Raw genomic sequence first — 24,805 nt, forward strand, 5'->3', positions numbered from 1 at the left:
CCATGCCGATCGCATCCCAGGGCTATCCCCGATCCGCGGCGGTGAGTCCCCGCGTGCAGGTCATCGAGACGACCGACTCGACGAACGCCGACGTCGTCGCCCACGTGAAGGACGCGCCCGACGAGTGGCCGCACCTGTCGCTGCTGCTGACGAACGATCAGCGCGCGGGCCGCGGCCGGCTCGACCGCACCTGGACGGCGCCTCCGGGCACGGCTCTTGCCCTGTCGGTCGTCGTCCGCGTCGGGGCGATCCCGGGCGCGTCGCGCGGGTGGATCCCTCTCATCGCCGGCGCCGCGATGACCCGGGCGATCGCCGCGCAGCTGCGCGGAACCGGCCATACGGCCCGCCTCAAGTGGCCCAACGACGTCCTGCTCGACGGGGCGAAGGTCTGCGGCATCCTCGCGGAGGTCGTGCCGGGGCATCCCGACACCGTCGTCATCGGATCGGGCGTCAACACCCGCATGCCGGCGAGCGACCTCCCCGTTGAGACGGCCACCTCCTTCGAGGCCCTCGGGCTGGTCGCCGACGAGGACCGCCTCATCGCCGACTACCTCTCGGCGCTCGCCGAACAGCTCGACGCGCTCGTCTCGGCGCGCGGCAGTGCCGCGGCGTCGGGCGTGCTCGCCGAGATCGAGGCGCTGTGCGCCACGATCGGCAGCGATGTCGCGGTCACGCTCCCCGACGGCGAGGTGCTGCGCGGCCGGGCGCAGCGGATCGACGAGGACGGGCGGCTCGTGGTCGTGCAGGAGTCCGAGTTCGAGAGCGCCGTCTCCTCCGGCGACGTCGTGCACGTGCGCTGAGCCGCGGGATGCCGCCGCGCCGCGATGCGCGCGCCTCACGGTCATGCGACCGCGCACAATGGGAGCATGACGCAGCCGATGAGCTACGGCGGGAGGCCGATGGCACCCGCGCCGGGTGCGCCGACGCCCGAGCTGCGCGTCGCACGCTTCCGCGGCCACGCGCGCCGGCTCACCTGGTCGGCGCTGGTGCTGATCGCCGTGGCGGGGGCCTGCGGCTTCTTCTACGACAACCTTCCGGCGCCGCTGGAGAACTGGATGCTGCTGGCCGGCGCGGGCGTGGTGGTGTTCCTGCTGGTCCTGCTGCCGTTCCTCTCCTGGTGGGCGCACGTCTACACGATCACGACGCGGCGCGTGATGGAGCGGTCGGGGATCCTCGTCGCCCGTCGCCGCGAGCTCGCACACGTCCGCGGGTACACCATCCAGGTGCGCCGCGGCATCCTGCAGCGCCTGTGGGGGGTCGGCACGCTGACGCTGTCCAACGGCGTCGATGCGCCGCTGCGCCTCGCCGACGTGCCCAGCGTCGGGCTCGTTCACGAGGCGCTCGTCGATCAGGTCGAAGTCAATCAGATCCTCGCCCACCGCGACGCGCAGCCCCCTCTCCCGCCGCCGCCCCCGCCCCTCGCCGGCGCGCGCTGACGTCCGCGCGCACGCGGTCCGTGCGGGATGATGGACTGCGAGGAAAGGTGACGGAATGGCGCTGCGAGTCGGAGTCGTCGGAGGCGGGCAGCTGGCCCGCATGATGATCGCGCCCGCGGTCGAGCTCGGAGTGAATATCCGGGTGCTCGCGGAGGAGGAGGCCATGGCGGCCTCCCTCGCGGCATCCGCGGTCGGCGACTACCGCGACGCCGCCACCGTCCTCGCCTTCGCACGAGAGGTCGACGTCGTGACGTTCGACCACGAGCACGTGCCGCAGGATGTGCTCGAGACGCTCGTCGACGCCGGCGTGCCGGTGCATCCCGGCCCGGGTGCGCTGCGCTTCGCGCAGGACAAGCTCGTGATGCGGGCCCGCCTCGCCGAGCTCGGGATGCCGCAGCCCGACTGGGCGGCCGTCACCGGTCCGGACGAACTCCAGGCCTTCCTCGACGCCCACGGCGGACGCGCCGTCGTGAAGACGCCTCGCGGCGGCTACGACGGCAAGGGCGTGCGCGTGGTCACCGCCGCGACCGAGGCGGACGACTGGTTCGCGACGCTCGCCGAGGACGCCCGTGGCGGAGCTCTCCTCGTCGAGGAGCTCGTCGACTTCTCCCGCGAGCTCGCGCAGCAGGTCGCCCGGCGCCCGTCGGGTGAGGTCGCCGTCTACCCGGTCGTCGAGACGGTGCAGCGCGGCGGCGTGTGCGCCGAGGTGATCGCCCCCGCCCCCCACGCCGGCGACAGGCTGCGCGAGGTCGCTGCGAGCATCGGCACCGCGATCGCCAAGGGTCTCGACGTGACGGGAATGCTGGCGGTCGAGCTCTTCGAGACGACCGACGAGCGCCTGCTCGTGAACGAGCTGGCGATGCGCCCGCACAACAGCGGCCACTGGACCCAGGACGGGGCGACCACGAGCCAGTTCGAGCAGCACCTGCGCGCAGTGCTCGACCTGCCGCTCGGCGACCCCTCCCCGCGCTCGCCCTGGGCGGTCATGATCAACATCCTGGGTGGCCCCGCCGAGGGCGGGCTCGAGGGGCGGTTCGGCGCCGCGATGGCCGAGCACCCCGATGCCAAGGTGCACACCTACGGCAAGGCTCCGCGGCCGGGACGCAAGGTCGGCCACGTCAACGTCACGGGGGACGATCTCGACGACGTCGCCTACCGGGCCCGGGCCGCGGCATCCGTCTTCCTCGACTGACGCGGCCGCAGCGCGGCGGAATCGGATGTCGGACCGCGCCGTTGCGGGGATCTTCCAGCCTTGCGCCCTAGCCTTATCGGGTGACTGGGCCGCTGCATTCCTCGGACTCGCCCCTGGTCGGCGTCGTCATGGGCTCCGATTCGGACTGGCGGATCATGAGCGACGCCTCGCAGATCCTCACCGACTTCGGCGTTGCGCACGAGGTCGAGGTCGTCTCGGCCCACCGCACCCCCGACAAGCTCATGCGGTACGGCCGTGAGGCACGCGCACGCGGACTCAAGGCCATCGTGGCGGGCGCCGGCGGCGCGGCCCACCTGCCCGGCATGCTCGCGTCGGTCACCGCGGTCCCGGTCATCGGAGTGCCGGTGCAGCTCTCGACCCTCGACGGCCTGGACTCGCTGCTGAGCATCGTCCAGATGCCCGCGGGCATTCCGGTCGCGACGGTGTCGATCAACGGGGCCAAGAACGCCGGCCTCCTCGCGGCGCGCATCCTCGGCACCTCCGACGCCGCGCTGGCCGAGCGCGTCGAGGCCTATGCGCGCGAACTGGAGGCGCAGGTCGAGGAGAAGAACCGGCGGCTCAAGGAGTCCCTGTGAGCGTCGCCAGCCCGCCGCGCGCCACCGCCGCCGCGCGCTCGCTGCGGGTCGTCGAGGAGCGTCCGCTGCGGAATCCCGATGTCACGTCGCCGGCGATGATGACGCGTCGCGGCTGGTGGCTCGTCGCGTTGAACTTCCTGATTCCCGGCTCCGCGCAGGCGGTGGCCGGAAACCGCCGCCTCGGCAAGATCGGTCTCGCGTCCACCGTCGTGCTGTGGGTCGCCGTCGCGCTGGCCGTGCTGTTCGCGCTGCTCGCGCCGACGGCCGGACTGAGCGTCGTGACCGGGGCCTGGCTTCCGGCGTGGCTCGGACTCCTGCGCCCGCTCCCGCTCCTCATCATCCAGGGGGCGCTCCTGGCCTACGCGGTGCTGTGGATCGTGCTCACGATCGACACGCTCCGCCTGGTGCGTCTGGTTCGCACAGGCCCCGGCGCGCGCTATGCGATCGCCGCGGCCGCCGCCGCGCTCCTCGTGGTCGCGAGCGGCACGGCCGCGTACGCCGCCAGTGCGGTGGGCGCCGCCCGCGAGACGCTCGGGGCGATCTTCGAAGCGACAGGACCGGCGGTTCCGCCGTCGGACGGCTACTACAACATCCTGCTTCTCGGTGCCGACAGCGGCGAGGGTCGCGACTCGATGCGGTTCGACAGCATCTCGGTCGTGTCGATCAACGCCGAGACCGGCGCGACGACGATCACCGGCATCCCGCGCGACATGCCCCACTTCCCCTTCGCCGAGGGGCCGATGCAGGATCGCTACCCGAACGGGCACGAGGGTCATGCCGATCCGACCTGTGGCTGGGGGAGCGGCATCAACCAGCTGCGCACCGAGGTCGAGGTCTGCCAGGACGGCGATGCCCTGTACCCCGAGGCCACCGCGAACTCCTCGGCGCCCGGCATCGAGGCGACGAAGGACGCGGCCGAGGGCATCCTCGGAATCGAGATCCCGTACTACGTCTTCGTCGACATGCACGGCTTCGCGTCGCTCATCGACGCCCTGGGCGGCGTCGACATCACGGTGGCCGAGAGGCTCCCCAAGGGCGGCGGACCCGCCTACGACGGCCAGCCCGCCGAGGAGTGGGCCATCGGATGGATCGAGGCCGGCCCGCAGCACATGGACGGCGACACTGCGCAGTGGTACGCCCGCTCGCGCTACACCACCGACGACTTCGACCGCATGGAGCGCCAGCGCGTGCTCCAGCAGGCGATCCTCGCCCAGTTCACGCCGCAGACCGTGCTGACGCGGTTCCAGGACGTCGCCGCCGCCGGTCGCGACATCGTCCAGACCGACCTGCCGCAGTCGCTGATCCCGGCGCTCGCCGATCTCGGGCTGAAGGCGAAGGAGCTGCCGGTCTCGACGATCGAGCTGACCCCCGCCGGCGGCATCGACGAGTACGACCCGGACTACCCCTACATCGCCGAGCTCATCCGCACCACGCTGCACCCTCCCACTCCGACCCCGACGCCGGAGGGGTGACGTGGTCGCCACCCTGCGCGTCATGCTGGATCAGCTCGTCGTGCCCACCGAACCCGTGCTGGCCGAGGCATCCCGCGATCTCACCCGCGCGCTCATCGCGGGCGCGCCCGCGGGCTGCGAGGTCGAGGGGATCGCACCGGCGGGCGGTGACGGGGACCCCGAGGTCCCCGGGCTCTCCGGGCTGCGGCGCACTGCGCTGCCCCGGCGCGAGCTCGCCGCGGCGCTTCAGCTGGGCGTGGGCACCGGCATCGGCGGCGGAATGATCCACTCCCCGACGCTGCTCGCGCCACTCGTCAAGCACGATCGGGTGCACGACAACGACCAGACCGTCGTCACCGTGTGGGACCTGCGGCCGTGGGAGACCCCCGCCGATCTGTCCCGCGCCGCCGTCGGCTGGCACAAGGCCATGCTCAAGCGCGCGGTCCGGCACGCCGATGCGATCGTCGTGCCGACCCACTCCATCGCGGAGCGCCTGTCCGATCTCGCCAGGGTCGGCGACCGCGTGCGCGTCGTCGCCGGTGCGTCGCCGCTCGGCTTCGCCGTGCCCACCGACGAGGTCGGTCGACGCCGGGCGCTCGATCTGCCGGAGGGCTTCGTTCTCCTCGCCGGAGGCCCGATGCCTTCTGATTCGCTCGACACCGGCTTCCGGGCGATCGCGGCGTCGGGCGTGGACCTGCCGGTCGTGGTGATCGACGTCGAGGACGGCCACGAGCCGGCGGTCGCCGAGCTCGCCGCCGCCGCGGGTCTGCCCGAGCGCCGTCTCCACGTGCGCGGCGCTCTGGATGCCGCCGACCGGGCGGCGGTCTTCGGAGCCGCGGTCGCCTTCCTCGCGCCGAGCAGGCGCGGTGCGTTCCCGTGGCGGGTCATCGACGCGCTGACGCTGGGGGTCCCGATCATCGCCGCGGCATCCGATGTCCACTCCGAGGTGATCGTCGACGGGGGCGAGCTGGTGGCGGTGACGGATGCCTCGTCCCTCGCCGAGGGGATCGGAGCCGCCCTGCAGAGCGCCCTGGCCTCGACGACGGCCGCGGACCGGCTGGCGGTGCTGTCCGGCGACCGGGGGCGTGCGTTCTCTTGGCGCGAGGCCGCCGACAAGGTGTGGCTCCTCCACGCGGAACTCTGACTGCGAACGGGCCGTGAAGTGCGTCGGAAGGGCGTGTCAATGTCCGGATTACCGGATTAAGTTGTCATCATTCGCCACTTCCGTCACACTGGTCACATGGTGGGGGCTAAGGGGCGACGCGTGCGCGCGTCCGTGATGAGGATCAGCGCGGCGGCGATCGCCATCACCGCACTCGTGATCGGCGTGGTGAGTGCACCGGCTGCTGCTGCGGGCCCGGCCCCGGCCGCTGCTCCGGGGGAGGCGGCGACCGCGGGGATCGTGCAGACGGCCGATCTCTCGAAGTTCCAGCCCGGCAACATCGTGTCCGACGCGGTCTTCTTCGCGCGCTCCACGATGACGGAGGCGCAGATCCAGACGTTCCTCCAGTCGAAGGTCTCGACGTGCCGCGCCGGCTACACCTGCCTGAAGGACTACTATGACACCTCGCGCTCCACGAGTGCGGATGCGATGTGCGGTGCGTATTCCGGAGGCGTCCGGGAGCGTGCATCGCGCATCATCTACAAGGTCGCGCAGGCCTGCGGCATCAACCCGCAGGTGATCCTCGTCATGCTCCAGAAGGAGCAGGGCCTCGTGACCACGACGGCGCCCTCGTCGTACTCCTACCGTGCCGCGATGGGACAGGGCTGCCCCGATACGGCGGCCTGCGATACCCGGTACTACGGCTTCTTCAACCAGGTCTACGGCGGTGCGTGGCAGCTCAAGCGCTATGCGAACCCGCCCGGGACGAGTCAGTTCTTCACGTGGTACGCACCCGGGAAGACGTGGAATGTCCTGTTCCACCCCAACCGCGCGTGTGGCACGTCCCCCGTCACGGTTCAGAACCAGGCGACGGCGAACCTGTACTACTACACGCCGTACCAGCCGAACGCGGCCGCGCTGCGCGCCGGCTACGGCACCGGAGACGGTTGTTCCTCGTACGGCAACCGCAACTTCTTCAACTACTTCTCGGACTGGTTCGGCTCGACGCAGACTCCGACGAACGCCTGCGGCGTCCCCGCTGGAACGCGCACCGCCACCAAGGCCTACGTCGTCGAGGCGAGCACGCTCAATGCCAGGATCGCCCCGAGCACGTCGTGCACGAAGAGCGTGACGGCGCTGTCGCAGGGCACAGTCCTCCGCGCGGTGGCCGTGAACGGAGACTGGCTCAAGGTCTCGGTGGAGACGCGCGAGCTCTGGGTGCACCGGGACTACGTCCGCTACGCCACTGACGCCGAGGCCGCGTGCGCTCTGCCCGGCGGGGTGACCTCCGCGGGCCTCGCCTACGTGGTGACCGCCGCCGCATCGTCGACGCGCATCGTTCCGAACGCGGCCTGCGGCACTGCCGCCGGTCAGCTGTCGCAGGGCTCCATCGTGCAGGCCATCCAGGTCAACGCCGAGCGGACGTGGGTGAAGGTGCACACGGGTGCGACGGATCGCTGGGTCCTGCGCAGCGAACTCCGGCGCGCGACGACCACCGAGTCGGCCTGCGCGCTTCCGAAGACCGGATCGGCCGGACTCCGGTACGTCGTGAAGGCCAGCGGCACGACGGCGCGAAGCGTGCCCAACGCGGCATGCAGCACCGGCCGGGTCTCCATCTCCGGCAGCACCGTCGTGCAGGCGATCGAGGTGAACGCCGCGCGGGATTGGCTCAAGGTGACGACCGGTCGCGGCGACCTGTGGGTCCCGCGCGCCGACGTGGTCAGGGCGACGGCCGATCAGCCGTGCGCGCTGACCCCGCCCTCGCGCGCCGCCACGCGCGGGTACGTCGTCCTGGAGTCGGGGGCGACGGCGTACGCGAAGCCGACCACCACCTGCGCCGAGGGTTCGACCCCCATCCCCGGGGGCACGGTCTTCACCCCCATCAGCGGCACCGCTGCCGGGGACTGGCTGCAGGTGCGCTACGGCAACGCCGACCTCTGGCTGCCGCGCACCGCCGTCCGCTACGCGACCGACCAGGAGGTGTGCAGCCCCCCGAACGAGAGTCGCGCGGCGATGTACACCTACCGCGTCGTCGGAACGGCGGTCACGGCGAGGCTCGCGCCGCGGACGGGCTGTATCACGGGCGCGACGACCGTCGCGATCGACACCATCGCGACGGCGACCGAGGTGACCGGCGACGGCGAGTGGATCAAGCTGAATCTGCCGGTCGGCTCGCGGTGGGTCCTGCGCGCGGACGTGGTCCGGCACATCGCACCGTGACGCGACCCGCGCGTTCGGCGATTCACCAGGGTGGACCGGGCTAGGATCTCTACGGGCTGAAATCGTCGCGTTCGCGCGGGCCCAACTCCCGAAAGCTTCGCTGACGTGACTACTCTCGACCTCGCCCAGTACGACGTCCCCGGCCGCGGCCGCGGCATCCTGGACGTCTTCCGCTGGCGCTACCTCCTGCGACTCCTCGTGCGCAAGGGCACGGCGACCCGCTACCGCAACTCCGTCCTGGGCTGGACCTGGTCGTACGTCAAGCCGGCGGCGCAGTTCGCGGTCTACTACTTCGTCATGGGGTTCATCCTCGGCGGCCACGGCATCGACAACTTCGCGATCTATCTGTTCAGCGGCATCGTGATCATCAACCTCTTCAACGAGGCCTTCGGCAACGCGACCACCGCGATCGTCGACAACGGGTCGCTGGTGCGGAAGATCTATCTGCCTCGCGAGCTGTTCCCGATCGCGGCCATCATCGTCGCGTTCGTGCACTTCCTTCCGCAGGTCCTGATCCTGCTCGTGGTCTGCCTGCTCGTCGGGTGGACACCGTCGCTGCTCGGCATCGGCGCGGTGCTGCTCGGCACGCTCATCGTCGTCGCCCTCGCCCTCGGGCTCGGCCTGTTCTTCGCGGGCCTGAACGTGCGGTTCCGCGATGCGCAGAACTTCGTCGAGATCATCCGGATGTTCTCCGTCTGGACCTCGCCCGTCCTCTATCTCTGGGTGCTCGTCGCCGAGAAGCTCCCTTCGTGGGCGTTCGCGATCTACATGGCGAACCCGCTCGCGGTCGCGGTCGAGCTGTACCACACCGGTTTCTGGAGCGCGACGGCATCCCACACGCACGGTCTGCCGCCCGGTTTCGGCACGAGCATCGCCGTGGCGCTGGGAATCTGCGTCTTCTTCCTCATCCTCGGGCAGGCGATCTTCCGCCGCTTCGAGCGAACCTTCGCCCAGGACCTGTGATGCCCGCACCCATCATGGCCGAGACGGCCACGCCTCCCTCGATCGTCGTCGACAACGTCTCGAAGGACTTCCTCAAGCGCAACTCGCACTCCTTCAAGGAGGCCTTCATCGGCTGGATCCGCAAGCGGAAGGTGCGCGCGGACGTCTTCCGTGCCCTAGAGGAGCTGAGCTTCCAGGTCGGCCAGGGCGAAGCGGTGGCCGTCCTCGGGCTGAACGGCTCGGGCAAGTCCACGACCCTGAAGCTCGTGTCGGGCGTGCTGGAACCCGATGAGGGCCGTGTGCTCACGCGGGGGCGGGTCGCGGGACTCATCGAGGTCGGCGCGGGGTTCCACCCCGATCTCTCCGGCCGCGAGAACGTGTACCTGAACGCCGCGATCCTCGGCATGCAGAAGACGGAGATCGACGAGCGCTTCGACGACATCGTCGCCTTCTCCGAGATCGGCGAATTCATCGACCAGGAGGTCAAGCACTACTCGTCGGGCATGTTCATGCGGCTCGCCTTCTCGGTCGCGATCCACGTGGAGCTGGACGTCCTGCTCGTCGACGAAGTGCTCTCGGTCGGCGACGCGCCGTTCCGGGCCAAATGCGCCGCAAAGATCAAGGAGCTCACGGCGAAGGGCGTGACGATGCTCGTCGTGAGCCACGACATGAACATGGTGAAGGAACTGTGCGAGCGCGGCATCGTGATCGCCAAGGGCAAGAAGGTGTTCGACGGCCCCATTCTGGAGGCCGTCGAGTTCATGACCGGACGCTGACGCCCCGCGTCAGTGCCGCCGCCAGCGCTCCCGCAGGTGCCGCTCGAGCCGCCGCATGAGCGACCATCGCTGGAGGTCGCTGCGGATGCCGTTCTCGACATCCACGAAGCGCTGGTCGATGAACTTCGTGAGGTAGAGCGCGAGGCCGAGGCCCTCGCGCTGCGCGTACTCGCGCAGCGCCTCGTCCCGGATCCTCGCGTCCGTCGCCGCGTGCGCTCCCCGGGAGTCGATGACGCTGTTGCCGTCCGCACCGGTGGCGTCGACCCGCTGGTGCCAGTAGGCATAGGGCTGGTCCGCCAGGTACTCCAGGGGACCGTGGGTCAGGACGCGCAGGTTGAACGCCCAGTCGCCGACGACGGGCAGGCTGTCGTCGTACAGGCCGAGCTCCTCGTGCAGCGCGCGACGGTAGACGAACGCGATCGGGACGAATCTGTTGAACAGGAGCGTATCGCCGAGCGTCGGAGCGCTCAGTCGTGGCTGGAAGACCTCGCGCGAGGTCACCTCGAACCCGCCCTTGCGGCGACGCTCCCAGCGGATCTCGATGCGCGAGACGACGCCCCCGCGATCGGGGTTCTCGTGCAGATACTCCACCGCGCGCTGCAGGAACTCCGGATGCCAGCTGTCGTCGTCGTCGTGGAGGACGAGCAGCGGCGCCGTCGTGGCGAGGACGCCCGCATTGGCGCTCACCCATCGCCCGCGGGAGGCGGGGGAGTGCACGACGGAGAACCGGGCGCGGTCGGCCGCACCGAGCCCGGCGATGAGCGCGTCGACCGGCGCGGCGTCGCCGCCGTCGTTCACGACGACGCAGTGCCAGGACCCGAACGTCTGGGACGTGATGCTCGCGAGCGCACGGGCGAGGAAGTCCGGACGATCCTTCGTCCGCACGACGATGGCGACCTCGGCGTCAGGCATGTCGCGCTCCTATGGTCGACCGAGTCCGTGGAACTGCCAGCCGCGCGCGCGCCAGGCGTCGGAATCGAGGCAGTTGCGTCCGTCGATCACGACCTTGCGTGCGACGAGATCGGCGACAGCGGCGGGGTCGAGGTCGCGGTACTCGCGCCACTCGGTGACGAGCACGACGGCCTCTGCGTCGTTGAGCGCCTCGCTCGTCGTCGCTGCGTACTCCAGCTGCGGATGCTGGCGCCGGGCGTTGTCGATCGCCTGCGGGTCGGTGCAGACCACGTCCGCGCCGAGGCCGTGCAGCCGCACGGCGACATCGAGTGCGGGCGAGTCGCGGGTGTCGTCGGAGTCCGGCTTGAACGCCAGCCCGAGGACGGCCACGCGCTTGCCGTGGACCTGCCCCTCGAACGAGTCGACGACGAGGTCGACGACGCGCTGGCGCCGGCGCAGGTTGATCTCATCCACGTTCTTGAGGAACGCGACCGACTCGCCGCGACCGAGCTCCTCGGCGCGGGCGGTGAAGGCGCGGATGTCCTTCGGGAGGCAGCCGCCGCCGAATCCGACGCCGGCGTTGAGGAAGCGGCGACCGATGCGGGCATCGTGCCCGATGGCGTCGGCCAGGGTCGTGACATCCGCACCCGTGACCTCGGCGATCTCGGCCATCGCGTTGATGAACGAGATCTTCGTCGCGAGGAAGGCGTTCGCGGCGACCTTGACGAGCTCGGCCGTCGCGTAGTCGGTCACGAGACGGGGCGTGCCCGTCTCCAGCGTCTGCGCATACACGGCGTCGAGCACCGCCACGTCGTCCGCGGCGTCGTCGTCCGACGCCACGCCGTACACCAGGCGGTCGGGCTCCAGGGTGTCCTTCACCGCGAAGCCCTCCCGGAGGAACTCCGGATTCCACGCCAGCCGTGCTCCCGCCGCGTGCACCGCGGTGGCCAGGCGAGCGGCGGTGCCCACCGGCACCGTCGACTTGCCCGCGACGAGGGAGCCCGGGGCGAGGTGGGGGAGCAGCGCGTCGATCGCGCCGTCGACGTAGGTGAGGTCGGCGCCGCCGCCGTCCTTGCGCTGCGGCGTCCCGACGCCGATGAAGTGCACGGCGGCGTCGTGCACCTCGGAGATGTCGGTGGTGAAGCGCAGGCGGCCCGAGGCGATCGCCTGCTCGAGCAGTTCGGGAAGACCCGGCTCATGGAAAGGCGGAGTGCCGGCGGAGAGGGCGGCGATCTTCGCCGGGTCCACATCGACGCCGACGACGTCGTGGCCGATCGACGCCATGGCCGCCGCATGCACGGCGCCGAGATAGCCGCACCCGATGACGCTCAGCTTCATGAAGGATCTCCCGAGAGGTGGTGCTGGAGGTGGTCGCGCAGTGCTTCGCCGCCGTCTCGCGGCTCGAAGCCCGTGCCCGAGAGCTTCTCGAGCGACAGCACGCTGTTGCGCGGGCGAGGGGCGACGGGTCCGTCTGCGGCGGCGAAGTACTCGTCCGTCGTGACGGTGGTGACGCGGTCGGCGTCGTGCCCGCTCAGCGCGAAGACGCTCCTCGCGACGTCCGCCCACGTCGTCGCGTCACCCGAGCCGGTGAGGTTGTACGTGCCGTACGGTGCGTGCGATTCGAGCAGGTGGCGGATGCCGCGGGCGAGCTCGTCGGTGAAGGTCAGGCGCCCGGTCTGGTCGCCCACCACCTTCGGGTCGATGCCGCGCTCGGCGAGCGAGGCCATCGTACGGACGAAGTTCTTGCCGTCGCCGATGACCCAGGAGGTGCGCACGACGTAGTGGCGCGCGGCGGTCTGCGCGGCGAGGTCGCCGGCAGCCTTCGACTGCCCGTAGACGCCGAGCGGGCTCAGCGCGTCGTCCTCGCGGTACGGGCGCTCCGACGTCCCGTCGAAGACGTAATCGCTCGAGACGTGGACGAGGGTGAGGTCGTTCTCGCTCGCGATGCGGGCCAGAGTCGCGACTCCGGCGGCATTGGCCGCCCAGGCGGCGCGGCGGCCCTCCGCCGTCTCGGCGGTGTCGACGGCGGTGTACGCGCCGGCGTTGATGATCGTGTCGTAGTCGCGCCAGCGACGAGCGGTCGCGGCATCCTGATCCGTCACGTCGAAGTCTGCGCGGCCGGCGTACTCGAAGCGGTCGTCGTCGCCGAGCTCGGCGCGCAGCGCACGACCGAGCTGGCCGTTCGCCCCGACGACCAGGGTCTTGCGGGGTGCCATCGGCTCCACGTCGGCGAGCCTGGGGTGCGCGAGGTCCTTCGGGGAGATCTCGACGTCGGCGAGGGGGATCGGCCAGGGGATCGCGACGGTCTCGTCAGCGAGGTTCAGGAAGGTGTACGACGCCGTTGGCGACCAGTGGTCGTTCACGAGGTAGACGTAGGCCGTATCGGCCGCGAGCGTCTGATAGGCGTTCCCGACGCCGCGCGGGACGAAGATCGCCACGGACGGATCCAGCTCGGCGGTGAACACCTCGCCGAAGCTCGGACCGCGACGAAGGTCGACCCAGGCGCCGAAGATCCGGCCGCTGGCCACCGACACGAACTTGTCCCACGGCTCGGCGTGGATGCCGCGCGTCGTGCCGATCGCGTCGTTGAACGAGATGTTGTTCTGCACCGGGCCGAAGTCCGGCAGTCCGGCCGCGACCATCTTCTCGCGCTGCCAGTTCTCCTTGAACCAGCCGCGGGTGTCGCCGTGGACGGGAAGGTCCCAAAGAACCAGCCCGGGGATGTTGGTCTCAGTCGATCCGAGCGCCTTGCCGAAGGTCGTCACTCACTGCCCCTTCGACGCGTAGAACGCCTCGGTGGCGTCCTTCGCGGGTGCCCACCAGTCCTCATGCTCCTGATACCAGCGGACCGTCGCGGCGAGGCCGGACTCGAAGTCGCCGTACTGCGGCGACCAGCCGAGCTCGGTGCGCAGCTTCGTCGAGTCGATCGCGTAGCGCAGATCGTGGCCGGCGCGATCGGTGACGTGGTCGTACGCGTCCCTGGGCTGACCCATGAGCTCGAGGATGAGCTCGACGACGTCTTTGTTGTTCTTCTCGCCGTCGGCGCCGATGAGGTAGGTCTCACCGATCTCGCCCTTGTCCAGGATGGTCAGGACCGCCGACGAGTGATCGTCCGCGTGGATCCAGTCGCGCACGTTCTCGCCCGCGCCGTAGAGCTTGGGACGGATGCCGCGCAGCACGTTCGTGATCTGGCGCGGGATGAACTTCTCGACGTGCTGGTAGGGGCCGTAGTTGTTCGAGCAGTTGGAGATCGTCGCCCGCACGCCGAACGAGCGCACCCACGCGCGCACGAGGAGATCGCTGCCCGCCTTGGTCGACGAGTAGGGGGAAGACGGGTTGTAGGGCGTCGACTCGGTGAACCGGGCGGGGTCGTCGAGCTCGAGGTCGCCGTAGACCTCGTCGGTCGAGATGTGGTGGAACCGGCGGTCGTGGCGGCGTGCGGCCTCGAGGAGCGTGTAGGTCCCGATGATGTTGGTGTCCAGAAATGGGCGCGGGTCGTGCAGCGAGTTGTCGTTGTGGGACTCGGCGGCGTAGTGGACGACCGCGTCGACACGCGCGAACAGGCTGTCGACGAGGGCGGCGTCGGCGATGTCGCCCTGCACGAACTCAAGGCGGTGCTCGGGCAGGCCCTCGAGCGACGCACGGTTGCCCGCGTACGTCAGCTTGTCGAGGACGATGACCTGGTGGTCGGTGTTGCCGATGACGTGATGGACGAAGTTCGAGCCGATGAAGCCGGCCCCTCCGGTGACAAGCAGGCGAGCCATCAATGGCCTCTCTCGAGCGTCTCGATCAGGTAGGTGCCGTAGCCGGACTTGACCAGCTTCTGGGCGCGTTCGCGCAATGCGTCGTCGGAGAGGAAGCCCTGGCGCCAGGCGACCTCCTCGGGGACTCCGATGCTCAGGCCCGTGCGCCGCTGGATCGTGCGCACGTACTCCGCGGCATCCGTCATCTGATCGAACGTCCCGGTGTCGAGCCACGCGGTGCCGCGCGGGAGGACCTCGACCTGCAGCATCCCGCGCTCGAGGTAGGCGCGGTTGATGTCGGTGATCTCGTACTCGCCGCGCGGGCTGGGCGCGAGGCTGCGCGCGATGTCGACCACGTCGTTGTCGTAGAAGTACAGGCCCGGCACGGCGTAGTTGCTGCGGGGCTCGGCGGGCTTCTCCTCGAGGGACACCGCGCGGCCGGCCGCGTCGAACTCGACCACGCCGTACGCGGAGGGCTCCGCGACCCAGTAGGCGAAGACGGCGCCGCCATCGACGTCCGAGAAGCGCTTGAGCTGAGTGCCGAGCCCGGGGCCGTAGAGCAGGTTGTCGCCGAGCACGAGCGCGACTTTGTCGTCGCCGATGAAGTCGGCTCCGATGGTGAACGCCTGCGCGAGACCGTCGGGCGAGGGCTGGACCGCGAAGGTGAGCGAGATCCCGAACTGCGATCCATCGCCGAGCAGCCGCTCGAAGAACGGCGCGTCGTGGGGCGTCGTGATGATCAGGATGTCGCGGATGCCCGCCAGCATGAGAGTCGACAGCGGGTAGTACACCATCGGCTTGTCGTAGACGGGGATCAGCTGCTTGGAGACCCCGAGGGTGATGGGGTGCAGCCTCGTGCCCGACCCGCCGGCGAGAATAATGCCTTTCACGAGACTCCATCCTGCCATGTCGGGTTCCGGGAACCCGCTGAGCGTCACGGCGGGCGCCCAGGTGAGGTCTCGCTATTCTTGAGCGACCGTCTGCGGCCCTCGCCGGTCAGGAAGGCCCTCCTCGTGCAGTGGTATGCGTTCGCCGGGGCGACGCTCGCGATCCTCGCCCTCTTCGCCGTCATCGGATTCCCGCTGGCGCGGCTCATCGGCCTGCGCGGATTCTGGGGCATCGCGGCGGCGCCGGTGTTCGCGGTGACGGTCATCGGAGGCTCCGCGACCGTCGCGCCCTGGCTCGGGCTGTCCTTCTCCCTCGTGCCCGTCCTGCTCGTGGCGGCGATCATCGCGGCAGCGCTGGCGCTGCTGCGCCGGGTGCTGTCGGCCCCGAGCCTGCACGTCGGGCCGCGCCACCGATTCGACGCCTGGCTGCTGGCGGCGTTCGCCATCGCGGCGGTGCTCCTCGCCGTGCGGTTCGTCGCGATCGTGGGGTCGCCGGACAGCATCTCCCAGACGTTCGACAACGTCTTCCACCTCAATGCCGTCCGCTACGCCCTCGACACGGGCAGCGTGTCGTCCCTGACGATCGGCCGCATGACGAATCCCGGCGGCGCGCTGGCGTTCTATCCGGCTGCGTGGCACGCCCTGGCGGCTCTCGTCGTGCAGCTGAGCGGAGCATCCATTCCGGTCGCGATCAACGCGGTGACCTTCGCCACCGCAGCGGTCGTGTGGCCGCTGGGGATCCTGCTGCTCGTGAGGACCCTCTTCGGTCGCGCGCCGGTGCTCTCCATCAGCGTCGGCCTGCTGGCGGCATCCCTGCCCGTGTTCCCGTTCCTGCCCATGGACTACGGCGTCCTCTACCCGAACCAGCTGGGCATCGCGCTCGTCGCCCCCGCGCTCGCCGCGACCCTCCGCCTGCTGGGCATCGGCGCCGGAGGCCGCGCGCCCGGCGCGCTGTGGTGGGGGATCGTGCTGGCCGGGATGCTGCCCGCCCTCGCGCTCGTGCACCCCGGGGCCTTCATGGCGTGGCTGGCGCTCTCCGGCCCGTTCGTCGTCGTGTTCGTCGCCCTCCAGTGGCGGGACGCGCGGACCGCCCCTCGTCGATGGGCGATCGCCGGCGCCTTCCTGGCCTACCTCGAGGTGGGGGCAGCCGCCGCAGCGAACCTTCGCCCCCCGCTCGGTGCTCGCGGGTGGCCGCTGCAGCGCTCGCTGCCCGAGGCCGTGATGGACGTCCTAACCGGTGCCGCTTGGTACCGCGCCGCCGCCGTCGTTGCCGCGGCCGCCGTCATCGTCGGCATCGTCTGGACACTGATCCGCCGTTCGCCGGCAGCAGTCGCCGCCCTGGGAACGTACGTCGTGGCGGCGGCGCTCTATGTGATCTGCGCGGCGCTGCCCTTCCTCGGCCTCCGGGATGCCTTCACGGGTCCCTGGTACAACAATCTGCCGCGGCTGGCCGCGCTGCTGCCGATCGGCATGATCCCGCTCGCGGCGTACGGCGTCGCCTGCACCTGGGCGTTCGTGCGGAGTCGGCCGCGCGTGCGATCCGCCGTCCGCGGCCAGCCGCGCTGGGCGCGCGCGGCCGGCGCCGCGGCCGGGATCGTCGCCTTCGGGCTGGCGCTGCAGCTCGGACCGGGCACCCCGCTCCCGGTCGCGACCGCCAGCGCCGCCGCCGCCTACGTCTCGACCGACGACTCGGCGCTGCTCAGCACGGACGAGCGCGCGCTCCTCGCCCGCGTGGACGAGCACGTCCCGCCGGGCGTGGCGATCGCGGGCAGTCCCTGGACGGGGGCGTCCCTGGCCTACGCCTTCGCCGACCGGCCGGTGCTGATGCCGCACACGCTCATGGAGATCACCCCCGACGTCGGCGCCATCAACGACGGCCTGGCCGACGCGGTGGACGGGAGCGCGGCGTGCGATGCGGTTGACGCGCTGGGCGTCGGCTTCGTCCTGGACTTCGCCGGACGCGAGGTGCATCCCGGCGAGCATGTCTTCCCCGGGCTGACCGACCTCGCGGATTCGGGTGCCCTCCGCCTCGTGGACAGCGAGGGCGACGCGCGACTGTACGAGATCGTCGGATGCTCGGGCTGACGGGCCGACGGACACGCCGCCGATAGGATGACAGCACTATGACCGAGACTCCAGACCGGGTCCTCATCATCGTCCCCGCGTGGAATGAGGCCCGGAACGTCGGCGCCACGGTCGCAGAGATCCGCGCCGCGAGCCCGCGGTACGACGTCGCCGTGATCGACGACGGCTCGACGGACGACACGGCGGAGGTGGCCCGCGCCGCAGGTGCCACCGTCCTCTCCCTGCCGTTCAATCTCGGGGTCGGCGGCGCGATGCGCACCGGCTTCACCTATGCCCAGCGACACGGCTATCACCGCGCCATCCAGGTCGACGCGGACGGCCAGCACAACCCCGCCGACATCGACCGAGTCCTCGCCGGGCTGGAGCGCGCCGACATCTCCATCGGCGCGCGCTTCGCGGATGTCGGGACCTACGCGGTTCGCGGCCCCCGTCGCTGGGCGATGGTCTTCCTCGCCTCGGTCGTATCGCGGACGGCGGGAACCCGTCTGACCGACGTCACCAGCGGATTCCGCGCAGCGAACGAGCGGGCGATCGCCCAGTACGTGAGGTACTACCCCGCCGAATATCTCGGCGACACCCTGGACTCGCTCGTCGCGGCATGCCACGCCGGCCTCAGCGTCACCCAGGTGCCCGTGGCGATGCGGCCCCGCTCGTCGGGCAAGCCGAGTCAGGGCGCGGTCGGCTCGACGATGTACCTGCTGCGGTCCGTCTTCGCGCTCTCCCTCGCGATCGTGCGTCGGCCGCGATTCATCCAGGCGGAAGAGGCGGGGACCACCGCGTGATCGTCTTCGCCGGCATCGCGCTCGCCGCGATCATCATCGCCATCGTGTTCTGGATGCTGGTGACGCGCAGGCTGCGCGAGAAGTACGCGGCCCTGTGGCTCATCATCGGACTGGGCGTGCTGGTGCTCGGCGCGTTCCCCCAGCTCCTCCTCGGGCTCACGAGCGCGCTGGGCGTCCAGGTGCCGGCGAATCTGCTGTTCTCGATCGCCATCGTGCTCCTGCTCGGAGTGGCGCTGCACCTGTCATGGGAGCTCTCGCAGGCCGAGGACGAGATCCGCCGGGTCGCCGAGGAGGCGGCGATCGCCCGTGCCGATCTCGACGCCGTCACTGCGCGGGTGGTCGAGCTCGAACGACAGGTCAGCGAGGAAGCGGACGACGGGCGGTCTTCGTGACGGAGAGGGTCGGCGCGGTGTTCTCCGCGTTCCGTCCCGACCAGGCGATCGTGGATGCCGTGCGATCGGTCGCGGGGCAGCTCTCCGGCCCCGTGGTCGTCGTGGACGATGGAAGCGGAGCCGGGTACGAACACGTCTGGTCGGCGCTCTCGGAAGCCGGTGCGCGGGTTGTCCGCCGGGAAGAGAACCAGGGAATCGCCGGCGCCCTCAATCACGGCATCCGTGTCGCGTCGGCCGGCGATGCCGTCGACGCGGTGATCACTTTCGATCAGGACTCGACGGTGGACGACGGTTTCGTGTCCGCGCTGGTCGAGGCGGAGGGTGATGCGGTACGCCGAGGCCACGGAGTCGGCGTGGTGGTGCCCGAGTTCTTCGCCGGCGTGAGCCAGGTGCGCTCCCGCCGCCCAGACGGCACGCTTCTGGCGCGTCACGCCATCCAGTCGGGAATGCTGATCCCGCGGCGGACGATCGAGGCCGTCGGCCTGCTGCGCGAGGACCTGTTCATCGACCTCGTGGACACCGAGTACGAGCTGCGCTGCCACGTGGCGGGACTCGCCTCGGTTGCGGCACCGGGAGTCCGCCTCGGGCACGCCCTCGGCAGGCAGTACCGCAGAGAGAGCTTCGGTCGTCCCGTGTCCCTGCCCGGGATCCCGCCGGTCGTGACGCTCAGCACGCCCTTCCGGTACTACTACCGGGTGCGCAATCGCAGGGTCGTCAACCGGCTCTACCTGCGCCGGGCACCCGCCTGGATCCTGCGCGACTCGCTCGTGGAGGTGCTGCATTTCGGGAATGCATGGATGCTGGCGCGTCCGCGCCGCGCGCTCTGGAGGCTCTACCGCGGCGGATGGCGCGACGCGGGGGCCGGGCGGCTGGGCCGCATCCCCGACTCCCTCGAGCGGGAAGCCGCGTCGATCAGCTGGGCCGCGCCGCCGGCGTGACCTGCTCCCCGGCATCCGGGGAGCTGCGCCACAGCCGCATCCCGGGGACCAGCAGCAGTACGAAGGACACCGCTTCGGCCACGGCGACCCCGAGCGCGATGCCCGCACTGGATCCCGCGGCTGCCCCTGCGAGCATCGTCGCGACGCCCACTCCAGCCGAGACGAGAGTGACCGTGAGCACGAATCGGTAGCGCCCCGCGGGAATGAGCAGGTTCCGGATCAGGGGCGTCGCGGATGCGAGGAAGAGGAACGCGATGCCGAACAGCAGCGAGGGCAGCGGCTCGGCAGCCACATCGGCGCCGAACAGGACGCCCGTTGCCCAGGGGCCGAGCAGCGCGATCCCGATTCCTCCGACCGCCCCCAGCGAGGTGAGCGACGCGATCGCCACTCCGTGCCGCCGCCTCGGGTCGGTGGCCTGCGGGTCGAGCACCCACGCCTGGAAGGAGTTGCCCACCGCGACGACCGCGAGCAGCCCGATCCGGTAGACGCGATCGGCGGAGGCGAACGTGCTGGCCTCGGCGGGCGGCAGACCCGCGGTCGCGATGGGGATGGGAGTGGACCCGTAGGCGTTCCCTGCGGCGTCGATCGCGGCAGTGGGAACGAGGGCGGTGAGCACGGTGAGCACCCCCTGGGCGGGTTCTCCGGCCGGGTCATGGCCGGTCCGCACGAGCATCGCGTGCCACGCGAACGCCGGGAGCGTGCAGATGGTGAGCAGGATCGGATACCAGATCACCTGTCCCGTCCACAGCAGCACGGGAAGCGAGAGCGCCGAGGCGAGCAGCTTGGGGGCGGCGTCGAAGAGCATGAGGGCGCGGGGGTTGCCGTCGCCGATGCAGAACCAGGCAGGGGTGAACCCGCCCAGGGCCATCGCCACCGCCACCAGGACGGCATCGAGTCGGTGATCGGGCCCGCTCACCAGGTATGTGATCACCCCGGCGGCGGGCACGGCGAGCACCGCCGTCAGGGCGCGCGAGCGCAGGCTCTCGCCGAGGATCACCGCGCGCTCGTGCGGTGTCCTGCTCCGGGCCACTCGGACCGGTCCCACGACGCTCCACCCGAACAGCACGCCCACCATGCCGAGGATGCCGATGGATTGGCCCGTCGAGAAGTTCGCCCAGCCCTCCGGTCCGACGAGTCGTGACACGACGGGAAGGATGATGAACGGAGCGAAGGCCGAGAGGATCGGCGCCCCTGCGAACCCTGCGAGGCGCAGCATGAAAGGCCGCATCGCCCCCAGTGTATCCGCGCCCGTGCGCGAAACCGGATTCGCGCGGGAACAGTCCCGCGCGGCACGTCACCTAGACTGATCGGCGATGTCCAGGCCACTCGGAGAGCGACGGCTCGCATGAGCGACGCCACGCGGGTGAGCGTATGCATGGCCGCCTACAACGGCTCGAAGTACGTGCGCCACCAGCTGATCTCGATCCTCGAGGAGCTGACGGACGACGACGAGGTCGTGGTAGTCGACGACGCGAGCACGGACGACACCGTCGCGGTCGTCGAGTCGATCGCGGACCCGCGGATCCGGCTGTTCGCGCAGCCGACGAACAGCGGCTACGTCCGCACTTTCGAGACGGCGCTGCTGCGCGCGACCGGCGATGTCCTGCTGCTGGCCGATCAGGACGACGAATGGGTGCCCGGGCGCCGGGCGGTGCTCGTCGAGGCGGCCCTGTCGGCCGGGTTCGCGGCATCCAATCTCGTCTTCCTCGGCAGCGGCGCGCCTCTGCGTTCCCCTTGGACGGGGCGGCCCTGGCGGTTGCGGTCGCAGGCCTCACGGCATGTGGTGCGCAATCAGCTGCGGATCTTCGCCGGTGACGCGCCATACTTCGGCTGCGCCATGGCGATCCGGCGTGACGTGCTGCCGCTGGTGGCCCCGTTTCCGGCGTTCCTCATCGAGTCGCATGATCTGTGGATCGCGACCGTGGCCAACCTCGGTCGCCGGCTGCGCCACGTCGACGAGGTCACCGTGCGCAGGCGTCTCCACGACGCGAACGCGTCGTCGGAGCGCCCCCGCGGGCTCGCGCCGGCGCTCCGGTCGCGGGTGATGCTGGTGCGGGCCCAGTTCGAGGGGGGACGCCCGCGTAGCGGCCGGCGCCCCGGGCACGCCCGGGCCACCACCCGCGCTGCGGATTAGGCACGCGCGCCGCCCGACATACGGCGTCGGTGGGCGAGGCTCTCACAGGGCGAAGATGTGGGCCAGCGTCGATCGCAGCCCGGCGGCTGTCCCATGCCGGAGGACGCCCGGGAGCTCCGTGACGGCATGCAGACGCGACATGAGGCGCACGCGGGCTGTGAAGACCGTGCGCCCCCAACCCCGCTGCTCTGCGAGTTGCCGCGCCAGCGCATAGTAGCGCCGCTCGTCGCGGAAGCGGCGGCCGTCGAGCAGCGTCGTCTGCGATGCGCTGCCCGCGTGCCGGCGGTAGGAGAACGCCCGAATGGGGTTGAAGGCGAGCGTCCCGCCGTCGAACGCGATGTCCATCAGCAGGGCGAGGTCCTGGATGATGGGGAGCCCGTCGCGGAAGTCGATCCGCCGCATCGTCTCGGTGCGGAACGTCAGCGACGGGAAGTAGAGCCAGTCGCCGCGGATGAGACTCGTCGCCATGCGCTCGCCCGTCAGGACCGCGATCCCCGACCCGCCCCGCGGGGCGAGCAGACCTTGCTTGACGCGGTCGACGAGCGGCCTGACGATCCGGCCGTGCTTGTCGATCACCTGCACTCCGGGCTGGATGACGTCGGCGCCCGGCACGGCGGCGATCGTGCGTCGGACGATGGAGACGTAGTCGGGGAGGAGGAGATCGTCGCACCCGAGGATCGTCACGTACTCGCCCTCGGCTCGGCGCACGGCCTCGCGGAAGTTCTCGGTGATCCCGACGTTGACCTGATTGCGCACGTAGGTGACGCGAGGATCGTGCAGTTCCGCGAAGAACGCGGCGACCGAGGCATCCGGATAGCAGTCGTCGATGACGACCAGGCGCCAGTCCGGGTCCTCCTGTTCTCGAACGGAGCGGACGGCGTCGTAGAGGAGAGACGGCTCGCCCCAGAACGGGATGGCGATGTCGAGGGTCATAGCCCTTCGAGACTAGAAGATCCGGCTGGGAAGCCCGTCCGCCGGGCCGCGCCCGAGGGTCATCCGAACCCGTGGTAGGCGTTCCACCCGGTCGCGATGGTGATCGAGGTGTAGCGGCCGCCCTTGCCGTTCCCTCTCGCGAGCGCGACCGATCCGTCGGCGCGCACGGCGATGATGTCGGACGTGCCCGTGCCGTCGAAGTCGCCGGGGCTGAAGACGGCCACCAGCGAGTCCCACCCGGAGGCGAGCCGCACCGCGGACTTGAAGCCGCCCGTGCCCGTCGTCGGGTGGACCACCGCCTCGCCGGTCGTGCGACGTGCGATGAGGTCCCCGAACGAGTCGCCCGTGAAATCACCGGCGTAGAACAGGGCGGTCGCCGAGGCGAACTTCGTCGACACGACGGAAGTCCCGCCTGTCCAGCCGCCCTTGCCGTTCCCGCGATGGAGGATCAAGGCGCCGGCGAGGTTCACGCCGAGGACGTCCGTGTAGCGGTCGCCGTCGAAGTCGATCCCGCCGACGATCAGGCGATAATCGCCCCAGCCCGTCCCGATGGAGGTGGGCGCCGCATACGAGCCGCCGCCGGTGCCCCGCATGAGCTCGAAGTATCCCTGGCGTACGCGCCCGATGTCGCTGATGCTGTCGCCGGTGAAATCGCCGAGCGTGACCAGCTTGTCGTCGGGCAGCCAGCCGGAGCCGATCACCGAACGGCTCTGCCACTTGCCGGTGCCGGTTCCGCGATGGAGGATCAGCCGGCCCTGCGCATCCCGTGACAGCACGTCGGAGTCGAAGTCGCCGTCGGCGTCGCCCGTGCCCGGGGCTCCCGCGGTCTTGGCCCAGCCGAAGATCTGCACCCAGTACGTCGAGTAGCACGTGCCCTTCGCATATCCGACCCCCATCCCCGTGTACTTCGTGTTGAGGATGTTGGCCTTGTGACCGGCGGAGCCCATCCAGGCGGTGACGACGGCGCTCGCGCTGTATCCCGCGGCGATGTTCTCCCCGGTCGCCGACCAGCCGGCCTTCGCCACGCGATTCGCTCGCCAGGTCGCGGTGCTGTGGGCGAACGTGCACGTGTTGGCGAGGTGCTGGGCCCACGCCTTCGCCGCCTTGTCAAGGGCAGGGTCCGAGATCAGCGGCTTCAGGCCGGCCTTGGTGCGCTGCGCGTTGGTCTGCGTGAAGACGCTCGCGGCGTCGCCGGTTGCGGCCTGCGCCGGGGCGGCGGTGGCGATGCCCGCACCGACGATGAGGACGCTGGACAAGACGATGGAGAGGATGCGGGCGCGCATGGCGAGCCCTCCTTTGCACGCTGGGTTCGTACAAACGACATGGGCCTGGGGACGCCCGGGCGCCCGGGTTAAGCGCCTCCGATCACGGTAGCGGAGGGACTGGTGTGAAAGAAGTGCACTTCTGTCCCCTCTTCGGGGGACAAGAGGGGCGCGTTTCGGCGTGTCGAACCGCCTTGTGCGCCGTCGACAGCTATGTTGGCGCGCCGGCGTCGCGGTGTCCCGGCCGCTTCGGGATCTCGCTCAGGTCCCGTGCGAACGCCCCCGGTAAGCTGATCCGGTGCGGCGGTGCGTTGTGCCCGCCGCGTCGCCGTGTGCGCGGCATCCGTCTCACGAAAGCATCTCACCGCCATGGATCTCCTCGTCGTCGGCTCGGGCTTCTTCGGGCTCACCATCGCGGAACGGGCCGCGGCATCCGGTCGCAAGGTCACCGTGATCGACCGTCGTCCCCACATCGGCGGCAACGCGTACAGCGAAGACGAGCCGACCACCGGCATCGAGGTGCATCGCTACGGGGCACACCTCTTCCACACGTCGAACCCCGGCGTGTGGGAGTACGTCAACCGCTTCACGACCTTCACCGACTACGTCCACCGCGTCTACACGAACCACAAGGGAGTGGTCTTCCCTCTGCCGATCAACCTCGGCACGATCAATCAGTTCTTCCAGGCGGCGTATTCACCCGACGAGGCGAAGGCGCTCGTTCACGAGCTGGCGGGGGAGTTCGACGCGAAGGATGCCGCGAACCTCGAGGAGAAGGGCATCGCCCTGATCGGGCGCCCCCTGTACGAGGCGTTCATCCGCGACTACACCGCGAAGCAATGGCAGACCGACCCGAAGGACCTGCCCGCCGAGGTCATCAGCCGGCTCCCGGTGCGGTACACCTACGACAACCGCTATTTCAACGACACGTGGGAGGGCCTGCCCACCGACGGCTACACGGCGTGGCTCGAGCGCATGGCCGATCACCCGAACATCGAGGTCCGGCTCGACACCGACTTCTTCGACGCGTCGCAGCCCTTCAA

General features: G+C 70.4%; 22 protein-coding genes and 1 pseudogene. 15 read left to right on the forward strand and 8 right to left on the reverse strand.

Annotation, left to right across the window (positions count from 1 at the left end; all coding sequences use genetic code 11):
* Positions 1-2: 2 nt before the first annotated feature.
* From ACE3O1_RS00100 to ACE3O1_RS00140, 9 genes are all read left to right on the forward strand, one after another.
* Positions 3-800, forward strand: a complete 798-nt coding sequence (locus ACE3O1_RS00100) for a biotin--[acetyl-CoA-carboxylase] ligase (protein ID WP_374311170.1) — start codon at positions 3-5, stop codon at positions 798-800.
* A gap of 66 nt (positions 801-866) precedes the next feature.
* Entirely contained in the window at positions 867-1,436 is a 570-nt protein-coding gene (locus tag ACE3O1_RS00105) for a PH domain-containing protein (RefSeq protein ID WP_374311172.1), read from the forward strand.
* Between the two features lie 55 nt (positions 1,437-1,491).
* Positions 1,492-2,628: a 5-(carboxyamino)imidazole ribonucleotide synthase gene (locus tag ACE3O1_RS00110; protein ID WP_374311174.1), complete on the forward strand. Its 1,137-nt coding sequence runs from the start codon at positions 1,492-1,494 to the stop codon at positions 2,626-2,628.
* A 128-nt stretch (positions 2,629-2,756) separates the two neighbouring features.
* Positions 2,757-3,224, forward strand: a complete 468-nt coding sequence (gene purE, locus ACE3O1_RS00115; protein ID WP_374311291.1) for a 5-(carboxyamino)imidazole ribonucleotide mutase — start codon at positions 2,757-2,759, stop codon at positions 3,222-3,224.
* On the forward strand, positions 3,221-4,696 hold the full coding sequence (locus ACE3O1_RS00120; RefSeq protein ID WP_374311176.1) for an LCP family protein: 1,476 nt from the start codon (positions 3,221-3,223) through the stop codon (positions 4,694-4,696). Before purE ends, ACE3O1_RS00120 begins: the two co-directional genes overlap by 4 nt.
* Position 4,697: 1 nt before the next feature.
* Positions 4,698-5,819: a glycosyltransferase gene (locus ACE3O1_RS00125; RefSeq protein ID WP_374311178.1), complete on the forward strand. Its 1,122-nt coding sequence runs from the start codon at positions 4,698-4,700 to the stop codon at positions 5,817-5,819.
* 120 nt (positions 5,820-5,939) lie between these two features.
* Entirely contained in the window at positions 5,940-7,997 is a 2,058-nt protein-coding gene (locus ACE3O1_RS00130) for an SH3 domain-containing protein (RefSeq protein ID WP_374311180.1), read from the forward strand.
* A 105-nt stretch (positions 7,998-8,102) separates the two neighbouring features.
* Positions 8,103-8,960 (forward strand): ABC transporter permease, encoded by an 858-nt coding sequence (locus ACE3O1_RS00135; protein ID WP_374311182.1) that lies wholly within the window; start codon positions 8,103-8,105, stop codon positions 8,958-8,960.
* Positions 8,960-9,715, forward strand: a complete 756-nt coding sequence (locus tag ACE3O1_RS00140; protein WP_374311184.1) for an ABC transporter ATP-binding protein — start codon at positions 8,960-8,962, stop codon at positions 9,713-9,715. Before ACE3O1_RS00135 ends, ACE3O1_RS00140 begins: the two co-directional genes overlap by 1 nt.
* Before the next feature lie 9 nt (positions 9,716-9,724).
* On the opposite strand, the gene ACE3O1_RS00145 is transcribed toward ACE3O1_RS00140, so the two are convergent.
* From ACE3O1_RS00145 to rfbA, 5 genes are read right to left on the reverse strand one after another with little or no spacing between them, the layout of a single operon-like run.
* The gene (locus ACE3O1_RS00145) at positions 9,725-10,627 is read right to left on the reverse strand and encodes a glycosyltransferase family 2 protein (protein WP_374311186.1); all 903 of its coding nucleotides are present in this window, start codon (positions 10,625-10,627) and stop codon (positions 9,725-9,727) included.
* 9 nt (positions 10,628-10,636) lie between these two features.
* Positions 10,637-11,944 (reverse strand): UDP-glucose/GDP-mannose dehydrogenase family protein, encoded by a 1,308-nt coding sequence (locus ACE3O1_RS00150; protein ID WP_374311188.1) that lies wholly within the window; start codon positions 11,942-11,944, stop codon positions 10,637-10,639.
* A complete protein-coding gene (locus ACE3O1_RS00155) occupies positions 11,941-13,371 on the reverse strand; it encodes a sugar nucleotide-binding protein (RefSeq protein ID WP_374311190.1) in 1,431 nt (476 codons plus the stop codon). Before ACE3O1_RS00155 ends, ACE3O1_RS00150 begins: the two co-directional genes overlap by 4 nt.
* Positions 13,372-14,370, reverse strand: a complete 999-nt coding sequence (gene rfbB / locus ACE3O1_RS00160; RefSeq protein WP_374311192.1) for a dTDP-glucose 4,6-dehydratase — start codon at positions 14,368-14,370, stop codon at positions 13,372-13,374.
* A complete protein-coding gene (gene rfbA / locus ACE3O1_RS00165; protein ID WP_374311194.1) occupies positions 14,370-15,239 on the reverse strand; it encodes a glucose-1-phosphate thymidylyltransferase RfbA in 870 nt (289 codons plus the stop codon). The genes rfbB and rfbA overlap by 1 nt, the downstream gene beginning before the upstream one ends.
* Positions 15,240-15,362: 123 nt before the next feature.
* Here rfbA and ACE3O1_RS00170 point away from each other — a divergent pair, with 123 nt between their 5' ends.
* The 4 genes from ACE3O1_RS00170 to ACE3O1_RS00185 are packed head-to-tail and all read left to right on the forward strand — an operon-like array spanning position 15,363 to position 19,433.
* Positions 15,363-17,321 (forward strand): DUF6541 family protein, encoded by a 1,959-nt coding sequence (locus ACE3O1_RS00170; protein ID WP_374311196.1) that lies wholly within the window; start codon positions 15,363-15,365, stop codon positions 17,319-17,321.
* A 38-nt stretch (positions 17,322-17,359) separates the two neighbouring features.
* Positions 17,360-18,103 (forward strand): glycosyltransferase family 2 protein, encoded by a 744-nt coding sequence (locus ACE3O1_RS00175; protein ID WP_374311198.1) that lies wholly within the window; start codon positions 17,360-17,362, stop codon positions 18,101-18,103.
* Positions 18,100-18,495, forward strand: coding sequence for a DUF2304 domain-containing protein (locus ACE3O1_RS00180; protein WP_374311200.1), 396 nt, complete (start codon positions 18,100-18,102; stop codon positions 18,493-18,495). The genes ACE3O1_RS00175 and ACE3O1_RS00180 overlap by 4 nt, the downstream gene beginning before the upstream one ends.
* 17 nt (positions 18,496-18,512) lie before the next feature.
* Positions 18,513-19,433, forward strand: coding sequence for a glycosyltransferase (locus tag ACE3O1_RS00185; protein ID WP_374311202.1), 921 nt, complete (start codon positions 18,513-18,515; stop codon positions 19,431-19,433).
* On the opposite strand, the gene ACE3O1_RS00190 is transcribed toward ACE3O1_RS00185, so the two are convergent.
* Positions 19,408-20,661, reverse strand: coding sequence for a lipopolysaccharide biosynthesis protein (locus ACE3O1_RS00190; RefSeq protein WP_374311204.1), 1,254 nt, complete (start codon positions 20,659-20,661; stop codon positions 19,408-19,410). The genes ACE3O1_RS00185 and ACE3O1_RS00190 overlap by 26 nt on opposite strands.
* Positions 20,662-20,778: 117 nt before the next feature.
* Between ACE3O1_RS00190 and ACE3O1_RS00195 the strand changes: the two genes are divergently transcribed.
* A complete protein-coding gene (locus ACE3O1_RS00195) occupies positions 20,779-21,567 on the forward strand; it encodes a glycosyltransferase (RefSeq protein WP_374311206.1) in 789 nt (262 codons plus the stop codon).
* Positions 21,568-21,609: 42 nt separating this feature from the next.
* Here ACE3O1_RS00195 and ACE3O1_RS00200 read toward each other — a convergent pair whose 3' ends face one another.
* Positions 21,610-22,500: a glycosyltransferase family 2 protein gene (locus tag ACE3O1_RS00200; RefSeq protein WP_374311208.1), complete on the reverse strand. Its 891-nt coding sequence runs from the start codon at positions 22,498-22,500 to the stop codon at positions 21,610-21,612.
* A 59-nt stretch (positions 22,501-22,559) separates the two neighbouring features.
* On the reverse strand, positions 22,560-23,783 hold the full coding sequence (locus ACE3O1_RS00205; protein ID WP_374311210.1) for a CAP domain-containing protein: 1,224 nt from the start codon (positions 23,781-23,783) through the stop codon (positions 22,560-22,562).
* Between the two features lie 348 nt (positions 23,784-24,131).
* Between ACE3O1_RS00205 and ACE3O1_RS00210 the strand changes: the two are divergent.
* Positions 24,132-24,805 (forward strand): annotated as a pseudogene (locus ACE3O1_RS00210) (FAD-dependent oxidoreductase); the annotation flags it as partial.

The organism is Microbacterium sp., assembly GCF_041909575.1.
Classification (GTDB): domain Bacteria; phylum Actinomycetota; class Actinomycetes; order Actinomycetales; family Microbacteriaceae; genus Microbacterium.